The sequence below is a fragment of the Paenibacillus sp. FSL L8-0644 genome (assembly GCF_038008165.1).
GTDB lineage: Bacteria > Bacillota > Bacilli > Paenibacillales > Paenibacillaceae > Paenibacillus > Paenibacillus polymyxa_D.
Genome location: NZ_JBBOYN010000001.1, coordinates 5,367,650 through 5,388,285, shown reverse-complemented (window position 1 = coordinate 5,388,285; position 20,636 = coordinate 5,367,650). Strand labels below are relative to the sequence as shown.

General features: G+C 44.8%; 19 protein-coding genes. 9 read left to right on the top strand and 10 right to left on the bottom strand.

Features of this window, described 5'->3' with window-relative positions; genetic code table 11:
• Positions 1-30: 30 nt before the first annotated feature.
• A complete protein-coding gene (locus NSS94_RS24390) occupies positions 31-381 on the top strand; it encodes a winged helix-turn-helix transcriptional regulator (RefSeq protein ID WP_029518827.1) in 351 nt (116 codons plus the stop codon).
• Positions 382-544: 163 nt separating this feature from the next.
• Positions 545-1,033 carry a hypothetical protein gene (locus NSS94_RS24385; protein WP_069012370.1) on the top strand — a complete coding sequence of 163 codons (489 nt, stop codon included), beginning with the start codon at positions 545-547 and terminating at the stop codon, positions 1,031-1,033.
• A gap of 88 nt (positions 1,034-1,121) precedes the next feature.
• Here NSS94_RS24385 and NSS94_RS24380 read toward each other — a convergent pair whose 3' ends face one another.
• A complete protein-coding gene (locus NSS94_RS24380) occupies positions 1,122-1,862 on the bottom strand; it encodes an SDR family NAD(P)-dependent oxidoreductase (protein WP_029518825.1) in 741 nt (246 codons plus the stop codon).
• A gap of 157 nt (positions 1,863-2,019) precedes the next feature.
• Here NSS94_RS24380 and NSS94_RS24375 point away from each other — a divergent pair, with 157 nt between their 5' ends.
• A complete protein-coding gene (locus NSS94_RS24375; RefSeq protein WP_341040330.1) occupies positions 2,020-2,925 on the top strand; it encodes a LysR family transcriptional regulator in 906 nt (301 codons plus the stop codon).
• A gap of 89 nt (positions 2,926-3,014) precedes the next feature.
• On the opposite strand, the gene NSS94_RS24370 is transcribed toward NSS94_RS24375, so the two are convergent.
• Complete coding sequence (locus NSS94_RS24370; protein WP_340957437.1) at positions 3,015-3,884, bottom strand: AraC family transcriptional regulator; 870 nt, start codon at positions 3,882-3,884, stop codon at positions 3,015-3,017.
• Between the two features lie 249 nt (positions 3,885-4,133).
• On the opposite strand from NSS94_RS24370, the gene rlmN reads away from it, so the two are divergent.
• The 3 genes from rlmN to NSS94_RS24355 all read left to right on the top strand — a co-directional run bounded on the left by rlmN (position 4,134) and on the right by NSS94_RS24355 (position 6,985).
• Positions 4,134-5,231 carry a 23S rRNA (adenine(2503)-C(2))-methyltransferase RlmN gene (gene rlmN / locus NSS94_RS24365; RefSeq protein ID WP_318627760.1) on the top strand — a complete coding sequence of 366 codons (1,098 nt, stop codon included), beginning with the start codon at positions 4,134-4,136 and terminating at the stop codon, positions 5,229-5,231.
• A gap of 139 nt (positions 5,232-5,370) precedes the next feature.
• The gene (locus NSS94_RS24360; RefSeq protein ID WP_341040329.1) at positions 5,371-6,072 is read left to right on the top strand and encodes a dihydroorotate dehydrogenase electron transfer subunit; all 702 of its coding nucleotides are present in this window, start codon (positions 5,371-5,373) and stop codon (positions 6,070-6,072) included.
• Complete coding sequence (locus NSS94_RS24355; RefSeq protein WP_341040328.1) at positions 6,053-6,985, top strand: dihydroorotate dehydrogenase; 933 nt, start codon at positions 6,053-6,055, stop codon at positions 6,983-6,985. The genes NSS94_RS24360 and NSS94_RS24355 overlap by 20 nt, the downstream gene beginning before the upstream one ends.
• Positions 6,986-7,083: 98 nt before the next feature.
• Here NSS94_RS24355 and NSS94_RS24350 read toward each other — a convergent pair whose 3' ends face one another.
• Positions 7,084-7,266 carry a hypothetical protein gene (locus NSS94_RS24350; RefSeq protein WP_013312637.1) on the bottom strand — a complete coding sequence of 61 codons (183 nt, stop codon included), beginning with the start codon at positions 7,264-7,266 and terminating at the stop codon, positions 7,084-7,086.
• Between the two features lie 277 nt (positions 7,267-7,543).
• Here NSS94_RS24350 and NSS94_RS24345 point away from each other — a divergent pair, with 277 nt between their 5' ends.
• Together NSS94_RS24345 and NSS94_RS24340 are read left to right on the top strand one after the other, a co-directional pair.
• The gene (locus NSS94_RS24345; RefSeq protein WP_341040327.1) at positions 7,544-9,145 is read left to right on the top strand and encodes an ATP-binding protein; all 1,602 of its coding nucleotides are present in this window, start codon (positions 7,544-7,546) and stop codon (positions 9,143-9,145) included.
• The gene (locus NSS94_RS24340; RefSeq protein ID WP_069012284.1) at positions 9,126-9,863 is read left to right on the top strand and encodes a response regulator; all 738 of its coding nucleotides are present in this window, start codon (positions 9,126-9,128) and stop codon (positions 9,861-9,863) included. The genes NSS94_RS24345 and NSS94_RS24340 overlap by 20 nt, the downstream gene beginning before the upstream one ends.
• A gap of 51 nt (positions 9,864-9,914) precedes the next feature.
• Here the strand turns inward: NSS94_RS24340 and NSS94_RS24335 are convergent, their stop codons facing one another.
• Entirely contained in the window at positions 9,915-10,934 is a 1,020-nt protein-coding gene (locus tag NSS94_RS24335) for a 2-hydroxyacid dehydrogenase (RefSeq protein WP_340957429.1), read from the bottom strand.
• 17 nt (positions 10,935-10,951) lie between these two features.
• Entirely contained in the window at positions 10,952-12,007 is a 1,056-nt protein-coding gene (locus tag NSS94_RS24330; RefSeq protein ID WP_103047164.1) for an AEC family transporter, read from the bottom strand.
• A gap of 339 nt (positions 12,008-12,346) precedes the next feature.
• Between NSS94_RS24330 and mmuM the strand changes: the two genes are divergently transcribed.
• Positions 12,347-13,294, top strand: coding sequence for a homocysteine S-methyltransferase (gene mmuM, locus NSS94_RS24325; RefSeq protein ID WP_029518816.1), 948 nt, complete (start codon positions 12,347-12,349; stop codon positions 13,292-13,294).
• A gap of 147 nt (positions 13,295-13,441) precedes the next feature.
• Here the strand turns inward: mmuM and NSS94_RS24320 are convergent, their stop codons facing one another.
• The 5 genes from NSS94_RS24320 to rhaB form a co-directional block, all read right to left on the bottom strand.
• Positions 13,442-15,730, bottom strand: a complete 2,289-nt coding sequence (locus tag NSS94_RS24320) for a GDYXXLXY domain-containing protein (protein WP_341040434.1) — start codon at positions 15,728-15,730, stop codon at positions 13,442-13,444.
• A 140-nt stretch (positions 15,731-15,870) separates the two neighbouring features.
• Positions 15,871-16,764, bottom strand: coding sequence for an AraC family transcriptional regulator (locus tag NSS94_RS24315; RefSeq protein WP_341040325.1), 894 nt, complete (start codon positions 16,762-16,764; stop codon positions 15,871-15,873).
• Positions 16,765-16,962: 198 nt separating this feature from the next.
• Complete coding sequence (rhaD, locus tag NSS94_RS24310; protein ID WP_029518813.1) at positions 16,963-17,808, bottom strand: rhamnulose-1-phosphate aldolase; 846 nt, start codon at positions 17,806-17,808, stop codon at positions 16,963-16,965.
• 67 nt (positions 17,809-17,875) lie between these two features.
• The gene (gene rhaA, locus NSS94_RS24305; RefSeq protein WP_341040323.1) at positions 17,876-19,132 is read right to left on the bottom strand and encodes an L-rhamnose isomerase; all 1,257 of its coding nucleotides are present in this window, start codon (positions 19,130-19,132) and stop codon (positions 17,876-17,878) included.
• A 12-nt stretch (positions 19,133-19,144) separates the two neighbouring features.
• A complete protein-coding gene (gene rhaB / locus NSS94_RS24300; RefSeq protein ID WP_341040322.1) occupies positions 19,145-20,626 on the bottom strand; it encodes a rhamnulokinase in 1,482 nt (493 codons plus the stop codon).
• Between the last annotated feature and the right edge of the window lie 10 nt (positions 20,627-20,636).

The following is a 20,636-nucleotide window of genomic DNA, read 5'->3' as shown; positions in this document are numbered from 1 at the left end:
ATTTAACAGATAATTTTTGGGGGAGTTCCTATGCACGACCAAGAACCTATTGAATTGACCAAAGGAATACCCGGCAAGCCGTGCCCTATTGCCCAAACACTTGATTTGATCGGAACGAAATGGACTTTTTTAATCATCCGTGACCTGCTTATCGAAGGAACACTGAGATTCAGCCAACTTCAGAAGTCCATGAAGGGGATTAGTCCCAAAACGCTTTCCCTACGCCTGAAAGAGCTTGAAGATAACGGTCTGTTAGAGAGAAAGGTATATGCCGAGGTTCCCCCGCGTGTTGAATATTCGTTAACGGAAAAAGGGAAGCGACTTGAAGGTGTTTTTATTGAGCTGAAGAGATTTGGCTTAGATTTAAAAGCAGATCATTGAGGGATATGAACTGCAACATTCCAAGGTATCGTTGAGCTGAACGATGCCTATTTCTTATATTCTAAAAAAGAAAACGTTTGCCAAAAAGTTCACAGAAAGTTCACTTATGTGGAGGTTTCGACTATTTATATAATTACCAAGGTACACAGAAGGGATGATGGAATTGCCAACGACGAAGAAAGAAGATTTTTACTTTGGTTTCATGATGTGCTTGGGGATGGTCGTATTCATGACATTTTATAATCTATATACAAATGACTTGATTGGCACAATCTCTCTAAAAGTAATGGTTTTTCAATTTATTTTATGTTTTATCATTGCTTTCGTATTGGAACTATTTATTGTCGGTCCATTAGCAAAGAAAATAGCCTTCTCATTACCATACGATAAATCCAAAAAGGTATTTGTGATTCTGTCCCTTTCATGCTGTATGGTCATTGGAATGGTTCTCTGTATGTCACTTTATGGATTGGGGACAGCTTACTTTTTTAATGGTCTTTCGGGAGATTCATTATTTAAAAATTACTTATCTTTAGTTTTTAAGAATTTTATTTTTGCTTTCCCTCTGCAGCTCTTAATTGTAGGGCCGCTTGTTCGGTACTTATTTGCTAAATTCGTGAAAGGTACACGAATTGCGGTATCTTTAAGCTAAAACGTAGTTTAACGACGGTATACGATAGCTCAAAAGCCGCCTTCTGTCTGAGAAGGCGGCTTGTTTTTACTCAGAAGTCCCAATATCTTTACAGTGTTTGTCCGCTGTCTACCGTAATAATCTGGCCTGTCATGGCTTCCTGTTCCAAAGCAGAGCAGATCATGCTGGCGATATCTTCGGGCGTGGAAATGCGCTGTAGGAGTAAATGAGGAGCCAATGTTTTCATTTGCTCTTCCCTGCCTGACCACCATCTTGTCGCTACAGCTCCCGGCACGATGCAATTGACGCGAATATCCGGCGCAAGTGCCCGTGCTAAAGATTTGGTCAGCCCGTGGACGGCCGCTTTGGATACCGCATAGGGAAGCGAAGAACCTAGCCCTGTTTGCCCTGCTATACTTCCCAGATTGACGATAGCTCCTTGTTTACTACGCTTCATAAAAGGAGCTACGGCTCTGGCACAGTAAAACATGCCTTTTACATTTACATCAAATAGATCATCCCATACCTCTTCCGTGGCTGCCTCCAGATCATCCATCGGAATGTGATGTGTAATGCTAGCGTTATTCACGAGTATATTAATCGTACCGAATTGCTGGACAATCTGGTCAACCATAGTTCGAACTTCCTGATCTCGGGAAACATCTGCCTGTAATGCGATAGCACGTCCGCCCTTTTCAAGGATCATACGTACAGTTTCCTCTGCATCGTTTTTAGAGCGGGAATAGTTTACGACTACCGTAGCTTTTCGATCTGCCAAGGCCATACACACGGCTCTCCCAATTCCTGTACCTCCACCTGTAACCAATGCTACTTTTTGATGTAAATCCATGTAAATTCGCTCCTTCTCCATCCAGTTCATTTGCGTCTGAAAAATAATAAGATCTGATATGTATCATTGTAGAGGAGGTATTGTATTCTGTATAATTGAATTAAATGAATTTACAATTCAATAAAATTGAATCAATTGTTTATACAGGAGTCTGATAATGGACATTAAAACACTCAAAACATTTCAAATGATTGTGAATTACGGAAGTTTTATGCGTGCAGCGGAAGAGTTGAATTATGCACAATCTACCGTGACGATGCAAATACAGAAGCTGGAGTCCGATATGGGAATTCAACTGATCGAACGGGGCAAGAAAATAAAGTTAACTGAAGCGGGCAGGATGTTTTACGAGCAAAGTCTACATATTGTAAAGGATATGGAGCAATTGCAGGAAAATATGGACAATCTGCAAAGAGGGACCGCAGGCGACATTCGTATAGGAGTGACCGAACCGACTGCCAGTTATCGACTACCAGGAATTTTAAAACGTTTCTTAACCCATTATCCGAACATTCGGGTTTCTGTTGAGTTTGGAAATACCCCTACCTTAAGCGAGCGTATTCTCAAGGGGGATATTGACTTAGCGCTGTGTTCCACACCAGATTTGGGCACAGAGCTATATTTTGAGCCTTTATTTAGGGAGAACTTTGTAGTTTTAATGCCTGAAAATCACTGGCTTGCGGAAAAAGAAAACATTGGGCCGGAGGATTTACAGGGGCAGCGGTTGCTTATTACGTCGGCTACTTGTCCCTATCGTCGCAAACTTGAAATGGTCATGAAGGAATATGGAATAACCACGTTAAATACAATGGAAATTGGCAGCATGACGGCTCTGAAATTTTATGTGGAAAGCGATTTAGGGATTGCACTTGTGCCACAAATTCTGGTCAGTTCTGTCCCAGCAGGAACAACGGTGAGGGAATTAAGCGGCAGCCTGATTGATATGACCTTCGGACTTCTCTGCAAAGCAACAGACTATCCGCTAAAGCCGGCAGGTTCAAGGCTATATTCTGTGTTGAAGCAGGAGCTTGGGGGATTGCATGCGACCATTAAGCTAGAGTAACGAGTATTAGGGAATTGTGTTTTCTGTCACCATATGATGTAAATGCAGTACAGCAGAAAACCGACTGCCGTGGGCAATCGGTTCATGGTTTACTTTTTATTAATCGGAACCCATACCTCGCACCGGTAGTCTTCAGCATGTGAATCTCCCATAGTATACACTTCCAGTTCCGGGCCGCCTGAATGCTCATAATTGCTGGCAGGGAACCATTCCTGAAAAATTCTTTGCCATACCTTTTGGATCGAGTGAGGCATAGGGCCGATGGATGTAAACACTGCCCAGGTTGAAGCCGGAATGGTTCTGGATTCCAGCCCATTCGCGGTCGCTACTTCTTCGCTGCCTTCTGCGGCGATTAAGTACGTGAATTTTTCTTCCCCATGCTTGAAATCCAAACAAATACCGAGTATATCGTCGCCTATTCCCAAGGCATGAATCCGATCCGATGTACCATCCGCATTCAGTTCGTTCCAGAATTTTGGGATTTCTCGAAGATTATCGCCGTTCTTAGTGGTGACTTGAATGGACTTGCCAATGACCGTAAAGGCCGCTTTCTCTACAATTTTGTAATCCATTTCCTGATCTCCCTTCAACGATAGATGGAAGGTGATGCGTGGAAAGGCTTTCAGGTTCACCCCAGGGCTTCTGGCCTCAGAGGGAGAAATACCGTGTACCTTTCGGAACGCTTTAGAAAAAGATTCGGGGGAATCATATCCGTATTTGAACGCTACATCCAGCACCTTGGCGGAAGAAAGACTCAATTCCTGAGCAGCCAAGGTCAATCGACGTTTGCGCACATATTCTGCTACCGTGACGCCAGTTAGCATATGAAACATACGCTGAAAATGAAAAGGAGACGAATAGGCTGCCTTTGCAATTTCATCGATATCGAGTGGCTGCTGCATTCTCTCTTCCATCAGATCCAGTGCGTTCTTGATCCGAAGCAACCATTCCAACCGCATCACCTCCTTGGTTGTAATCATATCATTAGGAGTATCTGTAATCCTGTCTTTGCGTGCTCTTATTGAACAGGAAAAACAATGTGCCTGCCCCCTTGTGTTCATAATTAAAATTTGGGACAATGAAAGAGGCGTTTAAATAGCGCAGACTGCTTAAACATGCTATGATGCAATGATCGTTGAGACGAGTCGTGATGGCTAGGGTTTATATATAGAAATACGAATTTGATTGTTTTGAAAAGAGGATCGAACATGAAAAAAGAATCCATTTATGGATTAACGCTAGATCAATTGACAGCATGGCTCATCGAGCATGGGCATAAGAAATCCCGGGCATTGCAGGTATGGGACGCATTGTATCGGAAGCGGGTTACTGATTTTGCAGCGATGGCAGATGTTCATGAAGATTGTACTCGCCTGTTGGCAGAGCACTTTTCCATTGAAACACTTGAAGAACACGTGAAGCAACAGTCGGCAGATGGGACGGTCAAGTTCTTGTTCCGGCTTCAAGATGGTAATTTAATTGAGACCGTATTGATGCGGCATAAGTTTGGCTTATCCGTATGTGTGACTACCCAGGTAGGATGTAACATTGGGTGCAGCTTCTGTGCGAGCGGACTGTTGAAGAAGAGCCGTGACCTGTCTAGTGGTGAAATTGTAGAGCAAATTATGAAGGTCCAGCTGTATCTGGATCAGGAACGTCCGGGCGATCAGGTCAGTCATGTTGTTGTGATGGGAATTGGCGAACCGTTTGATAACTTCGTGAACCTGTCCGATTTCATTCGGGTCATTAAGGATCACAAAGGGCTAGCGATTGGGCCACGGCATATTACCGTTTCCACAAGCGGATTGGCTGATAAAATCATTGAATTTGCAGATTCAGACCTGCATGTCAATCTGGCGATCTCCCTCCACGCCCCGAATAATGAGATTCGTACTCGCATTATGAAGATCAACCGGGCGATTCCGATTGAGAAACTCATGCAGGCGATTGATTATTATTTGGACAAAACAAATCGTCGAATTACGCTGGAGTACATCTTGCTGAAGGATGTTAATGACGGTAAGGAGCATGCGCTCGAACTGGCTGAGCTGGTGGGCCATCGTCGTAATCTGGCCAATGTCAACCTCATTCCGTACAATCCAGTGGATGAGCATAGCCAATACCAGCGGAGTGAGTCGGAGTCGATTACGGGCTTCTATGATGTGCTGAAGAAACAAGGTATTAGCTGTAGTGTTCGGCTGGAGCATGGAGTCGATATTGACGCAGCCTGCGGACAGCTACGCAGCAAACAAATCCGCAAGGATGCCAAGGGTAGCCGCAATGCGGAGCGCGAAGCCATTAGTTAAATACACAAGCGTACTCTCTAACAGGAGTACGCTTTTTTATATCACGAGCCCAAGGGCGAAACGTTACCCAGAAATGTGAAAATAGTCACGTAATAGTTGCTGCTTTTACGTTATAGTGAGTGGTTAGTGGAGGGGTTATATGGCTAACGTAATTTCGAATGTGGCGCTCGTTCCGGGCATTTATGTGATGAAAATAGAGGGAAAGTTTAAAGGGAACATGGGGCAGTTTTACATGCTGCGCAGCGGGACAGGTTACCCACTGCTGCCCAGACCCATCAGCATTTATGATATCGGGGAAGAGAGTATTTCCTTTTTGTATCGGGTTGTTGGAGAGGGGACAAATTTGTTTTCCCAATTACAGCCTGATCAGGAAATTCAGTTAGAAGGACCTTTCGGAAACGGTTTTCCGCAGGTAGAGGGTAGTTTGGCTTTAATCGGCGGTGGCATGGGTACAGCTCCGTTGCTGTTGGCTGCAAAGTATTACCCGCATGCGCATGTTTATCTAGGGTTTGCACAGCAAGCCTTCGGGGTTGAAGCGTTCGAAGCTGTGGCGGCATCTGTACAGGTCAAGGTAGGGGGAAGTATCGTCGAACAGATCGATCCGACGCTCTATGCAAATATGTTTTCCTGCGGGCCAACTCCGATGTTACAAGCACTCGCTATAAAAACGGTGGATACGTCGTCCCGCTTATATATTTCAACTGAAAGACACATGGCCTGTGGTATTGGCGCATGTTTGGGCTGTACGATGCGTACCCGTGGAGGCAATCGGAGGGTATGTAAAGAAGGGCCTGTATTCCCGGTGGAGGAGGTGGAGTTCGATGATCTCCATGGCGTGTAATATTGCGGGTGTACCGTTCAAGAACCCGATCATCATGGCTTCCGGTACGTTTGGATTCGGACGGGAGTATGCGGAATTTTATTCTCCTGAATTATTGGGCGGCATCGTCGGCAAGGGACTAACCCTGCATCCGAAGGCTGGTAATACGGGATCACGAATACATGAGACAGCATCCGGCATGCTCAATAGTGTGGGGCTGGAGAATCCGGGTGTTGCCGCCTTTTTGAAGGATGAACTGGATGACATGACTCACTGGAACACGGCTGTTATTGTCAACGTGGGCGGTTCCAATCTGGAGGAATATGTTCAGGCCGTAGCGATGATTACGGAAAATGCACAAAAGCGTCGCACGATGAACCGCAGAGGCGTTGATATGCTGGAATTGAACATTTCATGTCCCAACGTGAAGCAGGGTGGAATGCAATTTGGTATCCAGACGGAGGTAGCGCGGGAGGTTGTGCGTCAGGTGCGCAATGTGACGGCACTTCCGTTGGTTGTCAAGCTGTCTCCCAACGCAGAGAATATCACGCAGATGGCGGTTATGTGCGAGGAAGAAGGCGCAGACGGAGTTTCGTTGATCAATACATTTTCTGCGATGAAAATTGATATACGTCGGCGTCGTAGTGTTTTTGCCAATACGTATGCGGGTCTTTCCGGCCCGGCAATTAAGCCGATTGCTTTGCGTATGGTTCACCAGGTGGCACAGGCGGTGTCGATTCCGGTGATCGGGATGGGCGGGATTAGCTCAGTGGAAGATATTATTGAATTCACCATGGCAGGTGCCGCTGCCATTCAGGTAGGAACGTACAACTTTGTCCATTTACATGCAGGGGCCGAGCTGGTACATGGCCTTGAACAATGGATGCAGCGGGAAAAGGTGCAGTCATTGGATGAGATACGGGGAATTTTGTGAATTTGGAACCTTTTTGCATACACTAATTCATATAAAACCGGCTTGTCTTTAAAAGACAAGCCGGTTTTGTTTTTTATTTGACCAAACAGCAAACGCCATTAGTGGTTAATATCGCACTTGTTCAAGATGAACGAAATTTGATTTTCCAGCCGATGAATGGCTTCCTCGGACGCCTGGTCGTTTGCACCTTGTTCCTGAAGCGCAGCGAGTTCCTGCTTGAGCTGATGAAGGTCTTGTCCTGCATTAGCGCAGTTGTAATTGCTTTCGAGATTGTCAATCATCCGTGATCCTCCCTTTCGTTAGGTATACGTCCTTATTATGGAGATTTGATCTTTCCTTATTCAGCATAAAGTTTTATTTCAGGTAAAGGATCATGAGGCGCGTAAAGCTTGCGAAATAAGAAGGAAATTGTCAAACGATGTCGAATAACAAGGGATTATAGGGAAAGAAATAGGCTCTTATTCCTAATGGAGAGCTTAACAAAAAAGCTAGGTGATGGGGTTGCGGTCAAAAAGTAAATCGAAACCGAGACGACAATTCAAAGTTTCGCTACAATTCATGATTATTATTTTGGTTGTTTTAGTTATCATTATTTCCTTAATTATATCCTTGCTTCTCATTCGTAATTTTGTGATTAACAAGCATTTTGATAATACGAAGGAAAAACTTTCGGGTGTTGCCAAGATGGTTGCCAGTGACAACGATGTTATTCGTAATGTCGAGCAGGGAATTCCTGTGAAGCAGATTCAAGACTACTCGCTTGGAGTCATGCATAACGTTAATGTGGATTTTGTTGTCATTCTGAACCACGATTTAATTCGGCTATCTCATCCGAATGCAACGATGGTTGGCAAACCGTTCTCGGATTTAAATGATGCCAGAAGAGCGCTATCCGGTCAGGGACATTTTTCTGAGAATATAGGTATTTTGGGCAAAGGTTACCGATATTTTACGCCGATATTTAATCAACAGCATGAGATCATTGGCATTGTATGTGTAGGGCTGACCATGAGAACCCTAAATCACGATTTGATGCAGGCGCAGTATACCATTTTTGGGGGGCTGATGCTGGGGCTCTTTAGTGGAGTTCTAGGCGCGATCATTCTGGCTCAGAAAATCAAAACCATTTTATTTGGGCTTGAGCCGCAAGAGATAGCAACACGATTGCGCGAAAAAGAAATTATTGAAAATGAGGTCGCTGAAGGAATTATAGCCATTTCGGCTGACAAGAAAATTATGCTTATGAACAAAGAAGCTCAGGCCAAGTATCAACTGGCAAACCAAGAAATGAAGGCCCCGATTGGCGAGCAGCTAGATACCAACTTTTATAACGTGCTTTTCAAGAGAGTGTTCGATGATAAAAGGAAAATCAAGGATCGCTCATTTTATGTGAATGGTATAGAGGTCATTGCGACAGTAACCCCTATATATATTGAAAATGAGTTTTTTGGGGCAGTTGCAACGCTGCGCGACCAATCCGAGATGATCCATCTTAGCAACCAGTTAAGTGGTACAAAATATTATATTAACTCCCTTCGCGGACAGACCCATGAATTTATGAACAAAATGCACGTAATATCCGGGCTGATTGAAATGAGGAAATATGCGGAGGTCAGTCAATATATTCATCAGTTAAATCACCGGTATCAAGATGAGGTAGGCTTTTTGACGGAGAGAATTAAAGTACCAGCATTAGCAGGTTTTATTATGGGTAAAATCAACGAAGCACGCGAACAGAATATTTCGGTTCTTCTTGCAGAAAGCTCGGATGTCTCTAATGTGGAGATGCAGGATATCGTTCATGATGTCATACACATCCTGGGCAATTTTTTTGACAACGCCATAGATTCCATCTTACAAAAAAAAGAACCCGGCAAAATTGAGCTTAAATTGAACTATGAGTGTGAGGGTAATGTATTCATTCTGAAAGTAAAAGATAATGGGTTGGGGATTGATTTTGAGATGCAAAAAAGGATATTCGAGCATGGCTTTTCAACCAAAGGAGAAGACAGAGGCTACGGCTTGAATCTGGTTAAAACCATGGTGGAAAATCATCAAGGAATCATTGAGCTTGATAGCCAACCGGGTCTGGGAACAAGTATATATGTAGAGTTGCCCTGTACATTGGAGGTGACAAATAATGAAAGTTCTAATCGTTGAGGATGATCCGATGGTTGCTGAGCTCAATCAACAGTTTATCGAGCGCATGGACAATTTGGATGTTGTATGTAAGGCAGATACCGTCAAGAAAGCACAGGACTGTCTTCAAAAATGGTCACCGGATCTGGTATTACTGGACGTTTATTTACCTGGAAAAAGCGGATTAACTTTATTATCTCATATGCAGGAGCATCAATATCATGCTTCAGTTATTTTAATTACGGCTGCAAAAGATATTCAGACGGTGAAGGAAGCTGTTTTTTATGGTGTTGCAGACTATTTAATTAAACCCTTTACATTCGAACGCTTTAGACTGGCTGTTGAGAAAATCCAGCGTCTGGCCACGGTGATGGAGGAAGGGAACGGAATTAATCAAGCTGTTATTGACCATTATTTTAATAAAGAAGAGCACACGGGTGTGGAAAATAAAAAACCTGTTGAACATCCACCGCATAATGTATCGAAAAACCTGTCTAAAAATTTGTCCAAACTGACCATGACCACAATACTGAAGAGTATTCAAGAGCTGGACGGACCCTTCTCAGTTGAAACGTTAGCTAGAGAAGTGGACTTGTCCCGTATCACGGTCAAAAAATATATTCAGTTCCTGGTGGACGATGGCTTTCTCGTTGAATCGATAGAATACCACAAGGTTGGCAGACCGCTAATGCTCTATCAGTTGAATCCTGATATAAAAGAACCGCCATTTCCATTGTAATCTGGAAATAGCGGTTCTTTTTTTGTTCAACAAGAGTACCGAGCTTCCTAATTATTTCATAGAGAGGACAGGAAGTGGGACCAGGTTATCCGAAGAATGAGTTGTAACGATATCATGGAAGTTGTCGTAGCTAGTTTCAATCATGTTGGATAACGCCGTAACGGTATTCGAGCCAGCATGAGGCGTTACCAAAACTCTTGGATACAGCTCCACAAGCTTCTGGATCGTTGGGTCTGGGAGCATTTGCCATGGTTCAAACGCTTTGAAAAATAGTTCTTCCTCTTTAGGGAAGACATCTGTCCCAAATCCCTCCAAATGATTACTGAGTAAAGCGTCTAGAATGGCTTGATTATCTTGTAATTCTCCACGTGAGGTATTGATGAGGATAGATCCCTTTTTCATTTTTGCTAAAAAGCCAGCATTAATCATTTGGTCGTTCTGTCCCGGCAGATAAGGAACATGCACACTAACAATATCGCTCTCTGCCAGTAGCTCATCCAAGGTTGTGAATGGAATGACTTCCTTGGCTGCGTCGGATTGGTACACATCATAGCCGATAACAGAAGCTCCTAATCCTTTAAACAATTTAGCCTCTGTCAGACCAATGCGTCCAACCCCGATAATCCCAACTTTACAGTTATGGATCTCTTTGCTGAATGTATGCTCATCCACAATAAAATTTTTGAAAGAGCTTTTGGTAGTCATATAAGCGGTGTGGCGGAACAGCATCATAGCCAAAGTTAAGGAGAGCTCAGCGATGGCATTCGGAGAGTAGGATGGCACGCGTGCCACCTTCATTCCGAATTCGCTACAGGCATCCAAATCAATGTGGTTGATTCCGACTGTTCTGGTGAAAATATATTGAATGCCGTATTCATTGAATTTTGTGATATTTTCCCGATTGGCAGCACAGTTTCCTCTTAGCAAAACGGCATCGTGATGCTGCGCCAATTCTGCATTGCTGGTGGTTAACAACTCTTCTACCAGCGTTAGTTGGAAGTTATATTTATTGAGATCCTGGAAATAGGGTTTCTCATAAGAACGGACACCATAGCAAATGATTTTTAACATGTTGTTTACCCCCTGATTTAGAAAATTCCAATTTTATCAATGACATTGAGCGTAATGATCCACACTGGAATCATGACGACAGAAGTGATAGTAGATAGAAGCGATGCATTAGAAGTCAATATGGCTTCCTTATCAAAACTGATGGCATAGGCTGCGGCTACGGTAGCTGTAGGAGTAGCCATCATGATGACAATAGTGGCTAAAGCGACAGAATCGACTGACAGAATATGAGATACAGTCAACAAAGCCAGCAAGACGATGTTAACAATAGGTACAAGCCAGACCTTAACGATGCTGTAATACCAAGAGGTCTTATCCGTAGCTGCCGACTTGAAGCTGATCTCCCCCAATGTCGAGCCAATCGATAACCAGGCTAATGGAGAAGCTAGTCCAGCTAGGTAGGTCATGGGCTTGAACAGCCAGACAGCCGTTTGATCAATTCTTAGAAAGGCGAACTGCTGAATGGCCCCATCCTCTGTAGCTACACTCATCTGTGGCAAATAACCTTGAAACAACCAAACAAACAAGCCTAGAAACGTGGCGATAACAATGGGATTCATAAACATGGTTTTGAGATTTTTAAGCTCCATTTTCAGACCGCTCATTTTGATATAGCCATAGGAGTATAAGAAAATGCGGTACCCTATGTTAAAAATGGAACTGTACATCACTCCGGTAGGGCCGTAAATGGCTCCGACAATTGGAATTCCGAAGAAAGTCGTAGAACCGAAAATGGTTAACACCCGCAAAACATCCTGTTTATCCTTGTTGTAGCTCAGGAAGAACGGTTTAGATATAAAGATGAGAATAATATAAATTAGAACTCCCCATATTAAAACATTCATTCCTTGTTTTAACATTGTAGGATTGATATCCTGCATGAAAGAATTAAAGGCTAGCGCTGGTAGAGCCACGGTTAGAACAACCTTGGATAACATCTTTCCTACTGCTGCGTTAAAAATCCCCTTTTTGCGGCAAAAGAAACCAAGAAGAATAATAAAAACGGTGGAAGCGATAGAACTGACAATTTTGTTATCTGTTAAGGTCGCTGTAATCATTTCTAGTAAAGACATAGATAAAACCCTCTCTTGTACCTTTTTTCACATATATACCGATGCAAAATGTGACGATGCAATTCCCTGATCTTTTGGCCAAAGTGTTGGTTTGCACCTTTATAGTAAAATGACTTTGTGAAAAAAAGAACAATATCTAATTAATTTAACTTATGAAACTAATTTAAAAAATTTATACGTTACATCAGATCGCAAATGAAACGGGAGGGGACGTCTTCACTTCACGGAATGATTATTTCTTGGCTTTGTGAGTGCTCATCAACATTCGTGCTATAATGTAAATCATTAAACCCTACTTGATTAGTGGGTTAAATAGAAAAGACGAGCAGGAGGGGCCGCATGAATCCGATACAACATATACTGAACGAATTTCAGCTGATCGTGCTGGATGGCGCAATGGCGACCGAGCTGGAGCGTCATGGACATGATCTGAACGATAGCTTATGGTCAGCTAAAATCCTCCATGAGCATCCGGAGTCGATCAAGCGTGTACATAGGGATTATTTTGAGGCTGGGGCAGACTGTGCGATTACTGCGAGCTATCAGGCTACCGTTGAAGGCTATGTTAAACGAGGCTTAAGCGAAGCTGAGGCGCTGGAACTGATTCAATTATCGGTGCGGATTGCTGTGCAGGCACGAGATGAGTTTTGGGCTGACGTGACGGCTACTGCAAGTCAGCGACATCGTCCCAAGCCGCTAGTTGCGGCCTCCGTCGGCCCTTACGGGGCGTTTTTGGCAGATGGATCAGAGTATCGCGGCGATTACAAGCTGAGCGAGGAACAGCTTGTGGAGTTTCACAGGCCGCGTATGAAAGCTCTGATTGAGGCGGGTGCAGATATTTTAGCTTGTGAAACGATACCCTGTCTGGTTGAAGCCAAGGCCATCGCCCGATTGCTGAAGGAATTCCCTGGTACGTATGCCTGGATCAGCTTTAGCGCAAAGGATGGGCAGCATATCAGCAATGGTGAGTCTGCCGCTGCATGTGCTGAGTGGCTGAATGGGCATGAGCAAGTGGCTGCTGTAGGAATCAATTGCACTTTGCCGAAATTCGTTCCATCGCTTATTCACGAAATACGCAGCCACACGGATAAGCCTGTGGTGGTATATCCCAATCTGGGAGAGGAATATGACCCGGTCACCAAGACATGGCACGGTAGCACTTGTACAGAGACGTTCGGACAAAGTGCCCGCCAATGGTATGAAGCGGGAGCTCGTCTGATTGGTGGTTGTTGCCGGACTCAGCCGCAGGATATTGAGGAAATAGCATCATGGACGAGAGATGTATAAACGAGGATAAGCGTAGCGTAGGGATAAAGGTTATCTATAAGAGGGTAACTCGATGACCCGAAAAAACAAGCAGGCTGAACCAAGTGGTGCTCCAGCAATGGAGCAGCTTGGTTCAGCCTGCTTCGTTAACTATCTGCGCCGATCCGGTCAGCTTTCTGCCAAACGTTCCAGCAGTGCGTCTCCATTGCGGCTCACCCGAATATGGGCAAAATGTGCGTTCTGTTCTACAGTACGTCCGGTTCCCTCAGGGATGAAATAATTCTCAATACCGTACACAATACGAGAACCATACCACTGTCCATTTAGAATGACCTCATGACTGGCAAGTTTTTCGCCATCTTGATAGAGGCGGTCTGCGACGTATACTCCTTGGTTATCTGGTGTGAGAACGACTTTGACCTTGCCTCGGCTCCATTCTTCCTCCTGAAGAGGGGTCTTGGAAGGAGGGGTAGATATGTCGTAATTCAGTGCCACATAATCGCCTTGTAGCAGGGAGCGCGGGTCTATAGGAGCCAGTTTGAGCTTAATGGAAGCCCCTGTGGCGAGCAGGGTTTCGCTTCTCACCGTCTGATACCCGATGATCCCCAGCTGTAGCACGATGACAATGGCAATGAGTAACGGGCTTAAGCGCATAAAGCTAAAGCTGCGGTGATCGGCATCGAATGCTGCTTTTCCGCTATGGGCCATTCGCCGATCCGCCCACCAAGTAATTCCGAGCGCAATGATCCCCAGTAACGCCAGCGTAAAAGATTTATACAGTAGCGTCCACAATAAATCATAGTATTTGAAGCCGATAAAAATAAACCAGAAGACAACGCCCATGATGGCCTCCGATTTTTGTTTCACACGGGCAAAGGCAAAGACCATCCCGGTAACGATAACAAAATAAAAAATGTTAATGAACATATAAGAGTGTGGAACGACATCCTCGAAAAACGTCGCCCAAAACAGGAACAGCAAGCTGAAAAATAATGAGCTATTCCGCAGATGTTCTTTTAACTCCGTCTTGGATATAAAGTAACTTACCCCATATAACACGGCATTGACGATGAAAAGAGAGAAGATGATGAACTTATAGGTCCAGTTCCAACCATCCCACTCCTGATACTGCTGAAATAAAATGGTCGCCAGATTCAGGTTTACAAAGGTGTAGGCAAAAAACAACTGCCTTTTCCCCTTGGAGCGAAACCATCCAGCGATGGAAACGATCAGAAATAATACCGAAAGCAGCGACTGATCTGACCATAGAATGGCCGCCAAGCCTGTAATATAGCTGATGGTTAGCAGGGTATAACGTATGACTGAATCCAGCTTGGATTCCGGTATGACAATCATCAAAATCATAAGTAGCAACGACACAACCAACAGTACATATTCGGTGTGGTTTACATTCGTGCTAATCATAATCAATCCGATGAGAGATATACTTCCGATCAGCACCCCAACCACTTTGATTACACGGGATACGGTTTTGCTGATCCATTCACTGCCACGTTCCTCGGGAACGATTGTTTCCACATCGGTTTTCGCGATATCCCCGTTTTCCCCATTGAATATCTCCCCTGTTTCCGGCGGTGTTTTCCCCAAACGATTCAAATAACGGAAAAACCACACGTTACCGGTCAGCAGCAGCGCCACAAAAATCAAACCAAAAACAAAAAACAGAGATGAGTAGTAAGCCTCTGCTAGCTCTATAAATTTAAAGACAGCAAACGCTGAGAGCGCCAATGCATTCAAGGTCAGTAGTGTTTTATTCAGCCGTACCTTGATAAATATATAAAATCCTAAAGCAATCACAGCGATATACGGTATATTCATGACCAGGCCATAGCCATCAAATGCAAAAGAATTAGTCATCGCTAACATGGCTATATGAAAAACAGTAAAGCTCATATATTGTAGTGGAGCAGAATGTATACGATGAAGGAACGTCAATAGAAACAGCACCAGATTGACCAGTGCGAACACTCCGGCAATGGACAACGATTCCAGTTCGCTATAAGACGGACTTTGCATCGTAGGGTAAAAATAAAACCACAAACCAAGATGAATCAGTACATACGACAGCATATAAAAAGGATTGTAGCGAGTAATCCAGCTAAGCAGTAGAGCTGGCACCGACCAAATGAAAAACAACCCGTAGCTGTCCGCATGGGAATTGTAAATTTGACCGAGCAATGCCACAGAAACGCCAAAGGCTATACAGCCAGCCACCAAAAACATATTTGACAGAAAAGCTTGTTGACCGGGAACAGCACGTATCCGTGCAAATACAAAAGACAAGCCATAGAACAGAACAATAAGCGCAGCAGCCAGTACAATTTTGACTGTCCGATCCAGTCCGCCCCAATTGGAGGCGAAAAAATAAATAATCGCGGCAAGTACCAGTGAGATGCCCAGCAGATAGCCCGTACGTATCGCATTGAATCGCAGCATGGATTTCACGTACCTTTCCTGTTGGTTTGATGCTTATTATAACGTTGAAAGGTCTCAGAACCAAGTACTAATTAGGATCAGGTCATAAAAAAAGAGAGCCACCGTATACGGCGGCTCTCTTGAACGTTACTGGATTCCAGCTAGGCATTGACGGTACGAATCTCTTGCCGGGACTGATGTCGGAAGCGATACTCACGCGGTGGAATCCCTGCTGTTTTCTTAAATGCTTTGGAAAAGGTGGACATATCGGTATAGCCGATGGACTGGGCTATGATCGACAAATTGTAAGTTGTCTGCTCCAGTAATCTTTTGGCTTCGTTAATCTTAAGGTTTTGCAAATACTTGGCGGGAGAGATGAGGAAGGTGGAATGGAACTTACGTGAAAAGTGGGCACGATCCACACCTACATGCTCGGCAATTTGCTCAATCGTAACACGGTCACAATAATGCATTTCAATGTAGTCTTTCCCCTGCTGGAGCCAATAATCAGAGCATACAAAGTTGCGCAGCACGTCAGATGTGTTGCGGGATAACTCCTCGAAGATCTGGTGCAGTGTAATCAAGCGGGCCAGATCGCTGCCCTGTCTGCTGTTGTCGTGTACGATGGAAAACAGGTTGGAGATAAGTCCGAGGATTTCCTCGCTCACTGCGTTAGCCATAAATGGCGTGGAGGGATTAATTCCGATCCGCTCCAGTAGCGCGAGGGATTTGGGTCCCTCAAAGGCAATCCATACCTTTTGCAAAGGGTGCTGGTGATCGGTGTAATATTCATGGGCAACATGCGGAAAAAAACAGAATAAATCAGACTTTTGGGCACGGTACTTCTGTTGCTTATAAATAAACTCAGCCTGACCTTCAAGCACAAAAATCAAATAAAAATAAGGAACAGCCTTGGGACCGACATGGCAGCTTGTTTTCGAAATATCCATACCCAGTCTGACAGGCCAAATGGCGCTGGACTTTTCCAATTCGGTAGCTGTGAAATAATGGTCTTCCACGATGTCGAAGTGATCTTCATTTTTTGCTCTTTTCATAACTTGTCACCTCTCCTTTGGTGGAGATAAGGGAATTTTGATTTTATTGTATATAAAGGAAAGCACAATTACAAGTTAATTCATTGGAATTGAGGGTTATATAATTAAAACTGCGTATGCCAAAGGCTCCATGGCCGGTTTGAGATGACCCGTGGAGCCTTTTAAGTTCTGTATTATGAGATGGGGATTAGCCTATATTTATACGTTCAAGATTCCTTCTTTTGGAGTAACGTTGAAGGCTTTGGCTAGATCGGCCAATTCCTGATCTGTAATCCGTTGCTGGATATCATGGTGAGCAATGAGCATGTAAATTTGCGCCGCTTTTTCAATCGTCTCAATGAGACCAAACGCTTCATCAATGGAGCTGCCTGTTCCGAAAATGCCATGATGAGGCCATAATACAGCGTGATGATCCTTCATTTTTTTTGCCGTTTCGCGGCCGATTTCGCTGGAACCCGGTACCATCCAAGGGATTACACCGATACCGTCTGGAAAGACGACAATACATTCGGTACACATTTCCCACAGCGTTTTGGTGAATTGGTTTTCGTCCAGACTATGAATGAAGGTCATGGCAATAACATGGGTGGCATGATTATGAATCACCACACGATGGTTAGGATCGACCTTCAAGCGCTCAATGTGGCTCATAAAATGGGAAGGCAACTCACTGGTAGGCACTGCGCCATGTTTGAGGCCCCACAAGACTTCCAATTGCTCGCCATCCTGGGAGACACGAAGGACTCCTAAGTTAGCTTCTGGATCTGCAATTACATTTTTAAAATATTTTCCTGATCCGGTGACGATAAAATATTTACCAGCCAGTTCATTTACCGGGAAAGCAGGTTTAATCGTCCGAATGACCTGATGAATATCTATATATTTTGCAACCTCGGCTTCATCCAGAATATAGCTTACATTACCTCCATTGCGTTCATCCCAGCCGAATTTCCACATGTTTTGTGTAATTTCCGCCATCTCGCGAACAAATGGGATATCCAGTCCCGATTTGCGTTCTTTTTGATTCTCCAGCACAGTAGTCATGGATGATCTCTCCCTTTGGATGATATGAATATAAGCATTATCAGTGCAGTAGTTACCGTTTCAGCAGTTATCGTTTCAACAGTACTTGTTGTTCATAGTTTTTTACTTCGGCCAGCCATTCCTCACGAACGGGAACGCTGTTTTGAGCGCAATAGTAATCCCATATCGCACCAAACGGATACGATTTGAACTCTTCGACTAAAGCAAGACGAGTGGTGAAGTCCCGTTCATCTTCCGCCTGCTTTAATGCTTCAATCGGTTCGAGCATAGCGCGAAGTAGCGCTTTGATCGTGTTGCGTGTTCCGATTACCCATGCTGCCACATGGTTGATACTGCCATCAAAGAAATCAAGACCGATATGGGTGCGGGAAAGCAATTCACCGCGAACCAGCTCACGGGCAATGTCTAGCAATTCGTCGTCCATCGTCACGACATGATCACTGTCCCAGCGAACTGGTCTGCTGACATGGAGCAATAATTGATCGGTGAACATCAGCACAGAGGACAGTTTGTTCGAAATGACTTCGGTTGGATGGAAGTGACCCGCATCGAGACAGATAGATTTACCGCGTGTCAGGGCGTAGCCCATATAAAATTCATGGGAGCCCACGACATAGCTTTCCGAGCCAATGCCAAACAGCTTGCTTTCAACCGCATCGATGTTGTATTCCTCGCTGATTTCCTCGCTGAAAATGTCGTCCAGCGCATCACGCAGACGTTCTCTTGGAGCCAACCGATCAACCGGAGTATCTTTATAGCCGTCCGGCATCCAGTGGTTTGTGACACAGGGCTGACCGAGTTCTTTGCCAAAATACTCGGCAATCCTGCGTGATTTTTTGCAGTGTGTGATCCAGAAATCACGGATTTCCGAATCCTTGTGACTCAGTGTGAAGCCGTCTTCCGCTTTAGGATGGGAGAACAGGGTTGGATTAAAATCAAGCCCGAGCCCTTGCTGTTTGGCCCAGTCTACCCAATTCTGAAAATGGCGTGGCTCCAGTTGATCGAGATCCACTTGTTCAGTGGTGTCCGCATAGATGGCGTGCAGATTGACCTTGTGTTTACCCGGAATGAGTGATAGAGCTTTTTCTAAATCCTGACGTAACTCATGCGGCGTGCCGGCTCTGCCCGGGTAGCTGCCCGTTACGGCAATCCCCCCGCTAAGCTGTTTGTCTTTGAACAGGAACCCCTGAACGTCATCTCCTTGCCAGCAGTGTAGTGATATTTTGATCTCTGAAAGCTTGCGTAAAATGTCGTCAACTTGAATACCGTGGCGGGCATACAGCTTTTTCGCTTCGTTATAACTGGCTTCAATGGCTTCGTTCATGGCTTTACTCCTTTATTGAGATATGTGAATAGAGGATGTTGCTTGTATCTTAAGCTGCTCCCAGCGATCCAAAAGTTCTTGCACGCCTTCCACCGATTGTGGCTCATATAGCCGAGTAGGAAAGGAGCGGGCGATGGTTCGGCCAGCAGCCTTGAGATTCTCAAGAACACCAGAGCTAATTAATTGCACGACAATATTGCCGATGGCCGTAGATTCGGAAGGACCTGCCTGAACTTCAATTCCCAAGAGATCGGCGGTTAGCTGACATAGTAATTCGTTGTTAGCGCCTCCGCCGACAATGTGCAATCTGGTAATCGTTTCGTCTGTTAGACGTTGCAGTTCGTGTAAGGCATCGTGGTAGCTTAAGGCCAGACTGTCAAAAATACAGCGGGCGAGTGAGCCCGGCGTCCTGGGGATGGGCTGGCCTGTTTCTTCACAGAATCGCTGGATTTCAAGGGTCATACTATCCGGGTTTAAGAAGGATGAATGGTTACAGAGGACAAGACTGACAAACGGTGCCTCTGCTGAGGCCAGTTGGGCCAATTCGGCAAAGCTATGTGCACAGCCCCCTTCTCTTCTGACCTCCTGAATCATCCACAATCCCATAATATTTTTCAGAAAACGGTACGTACCGTAAGCGCCCCACTCATTGGTGTAGTTCGCCTGCATGGCTGCCTTCGTATTCAAGGCTTCGGATCGTTCCATTCCCAGTAGTGACCACGTGCCGCTGCTAATATAAGCCCAAGATTCTTCCCGCTGTGACGGAACACCTGCAACGGCCGATGCAGTATCGTGAGTAGGCGCAAGAATGATCTGACAGTCCGGAAGATCATATTTATGAACAAGCTCCGGCAAAAGAGAACCCAGAACCCGCCCAGGCTCGGCAAGCTCTGAAAACTGATTGCGCCGCAGTTGGAGCAGGGACAGCAGGTCTTCATCAAACTCTCGGGTGTTCACGTTGAGAAGCTGCATCGTGGACGCATTCGTGATTTCATTGGTCATGATGCCTGTCAGGCGATAGTACAGATAATCAGGGACCATCAATATTTTATCCGCCTGGGCAAGCTGTTCCCGATCATGGACAAACAGTTGATACAGGGTATTAAAGTTTAGTTCCTGAATGCCTGTTTTCTCATACACAGCCTCTCGACTGATGAGCTGGTGCAGCCTGTCGGGTGCGTGGAGGGTACGTGCATCCCGGTAAGCGTATACCTCATGAATGCGGTTACCTTTCTGATCAAGCAGCACGTAATCTACAGCCCATGTATCAATGCCGAGCGTACAGGAATGAATCCCCTTCTGCTTAGCTTTTTGTAAGCCTTGAATAATCTCATTCAATAGTTCTTCGATATTCCAGTAATCGTGCCCGTCCTTTTCGGTAAAGGAGTTGTTGAAACGGTGAAGCTCTTGTAAGTGTAGCTGGTCACCTTGCAGAGTTGCCCCTACGAGCCTACCGCTTGAAGCTCCAATATCAACAGCAAGATAATTATTCATATCCAATCTC

Bases quoted from the DNA above. Each gene is read 5' to 3' on its own strand.
- NSS94_RS24390 (WP_029518827.1), top strand. From the start codon at position 31: ATGCACGACCAAGAACCTATTGAATTGACCAAAGGAATACCCGGCAAG.
- NSS94_RS24380 (WP_029518825.1), bottom strand. From the start codon at position 1,862: ATGGATTTACATCAAAAAGTAGCATTGGTTACAGGTGGAGGTACAGGA.
- NSS94_RS24375 (WP_341040330.1), top strand. From the start codon at position 2,020: ATGGACATTAAAACACTCAAAACATTTCAAATGATTGTGAATTACGGA.
- NSS94_RS24370 (WP_340957437.1), bottom strand. From the start codon at position 3,884: ATGCGGTTGGAATGGTTGCTTCGGATCAAGAACGCACTGGATCTGATG.
- rlmN (WP_318627760.1), top strand. From the start codon at position 4,134: ATGAAAAAAGAATCCATTTATGGATTAACGCTAGATCAATTGACAGCA.
- NSS94_RS24360 (WP_341040329.1), top strand. From the start codon at position 5,371: ATGGCTAACGTAATTTCGAATGTGGCGCTCGTTCCGGGCATTTATGTG.
- NSS94_RS24355 (WP_341040328.1), top strand. From the start codon at position 6,053: ATGATCTCCATGGCGTGTAATATTGCGGGTGTACCGTTCAAGAACCCG.
- NSS94_RS24350 (WP_013312637.1), bottom strand. From the start codon at position 7,266: ATGATTGACAATCTCGAAAGCAATTACAACTGCGCTAATGCAGGACAA.
- NSS94_RS24345 (WP_341040327.1), top strand. From the start codon at position 7,544: ATGATTATTATTTTGGTTGTTTTAGTTATCATTATTTCCTTAATTATA.
- NSS94_RS24340 (WP_069012284.1), top strand. From the start codon at position 9,126: ATGAAAGTTCTAATCGTTGAGGATGATCCGATGGTTGCTGAGCTCAAT.
- NSS94_RS24335 (WP_340957429.1), bottom strand. From the start codon at position 10,934: ATGTTAAAAATCATTTGCTATGGTGTCCGTTCTTATGAGAAACCCTAT.
- NSS94_RS24330 (WP_103047164.1), bottom strand. From the start codon at position 12,007: ATGTCTTTACTAGAAATGATTACAGCGACCTTAACAGATAACAAAATT.
- mmuM (WP_029518816.1), top strand. From the start codon at position 12,347: ATGAATCCGATACAACATATACTGAACGAATTTCAGCTGATCGTGCTG.
- NSS94_RS24320 (WP_341040434.1), bottom strand. From the start codon at position 15,730: ATGCTGCGATTCAATGCGATACGTACGGGCTATCTGCTGGGCATCTCA.
- NSS94_RS24315 (WP_341040325.1), bottom strand. From the start codon at position 16,764: ATGAAAAGAGCAAAAAATGAAGATCACTTCGACATCGTGGAAGACCAT.
- rhaD (WP_029518813.1), bottom strand. From the start codon at position 17,808: ATGACTACTGTGCTGGAGAATCAAAAAGAACGCAAATCGGGACTGGAT.
- rhaA (WP_341040323.1), bottom strand. From the start codon at position 19,132: ATGAACGAAGCCATTGAAGCCAGTTATAACGAAGCGAAAAAGCTGTAT.
- rhaB (WP_341040322.1), bottom strand. From the start codon at position 20,626: ATGAATAATTATCTTGCTGTTGATATTGGAGCTTCAAGCGGTAGGCTC.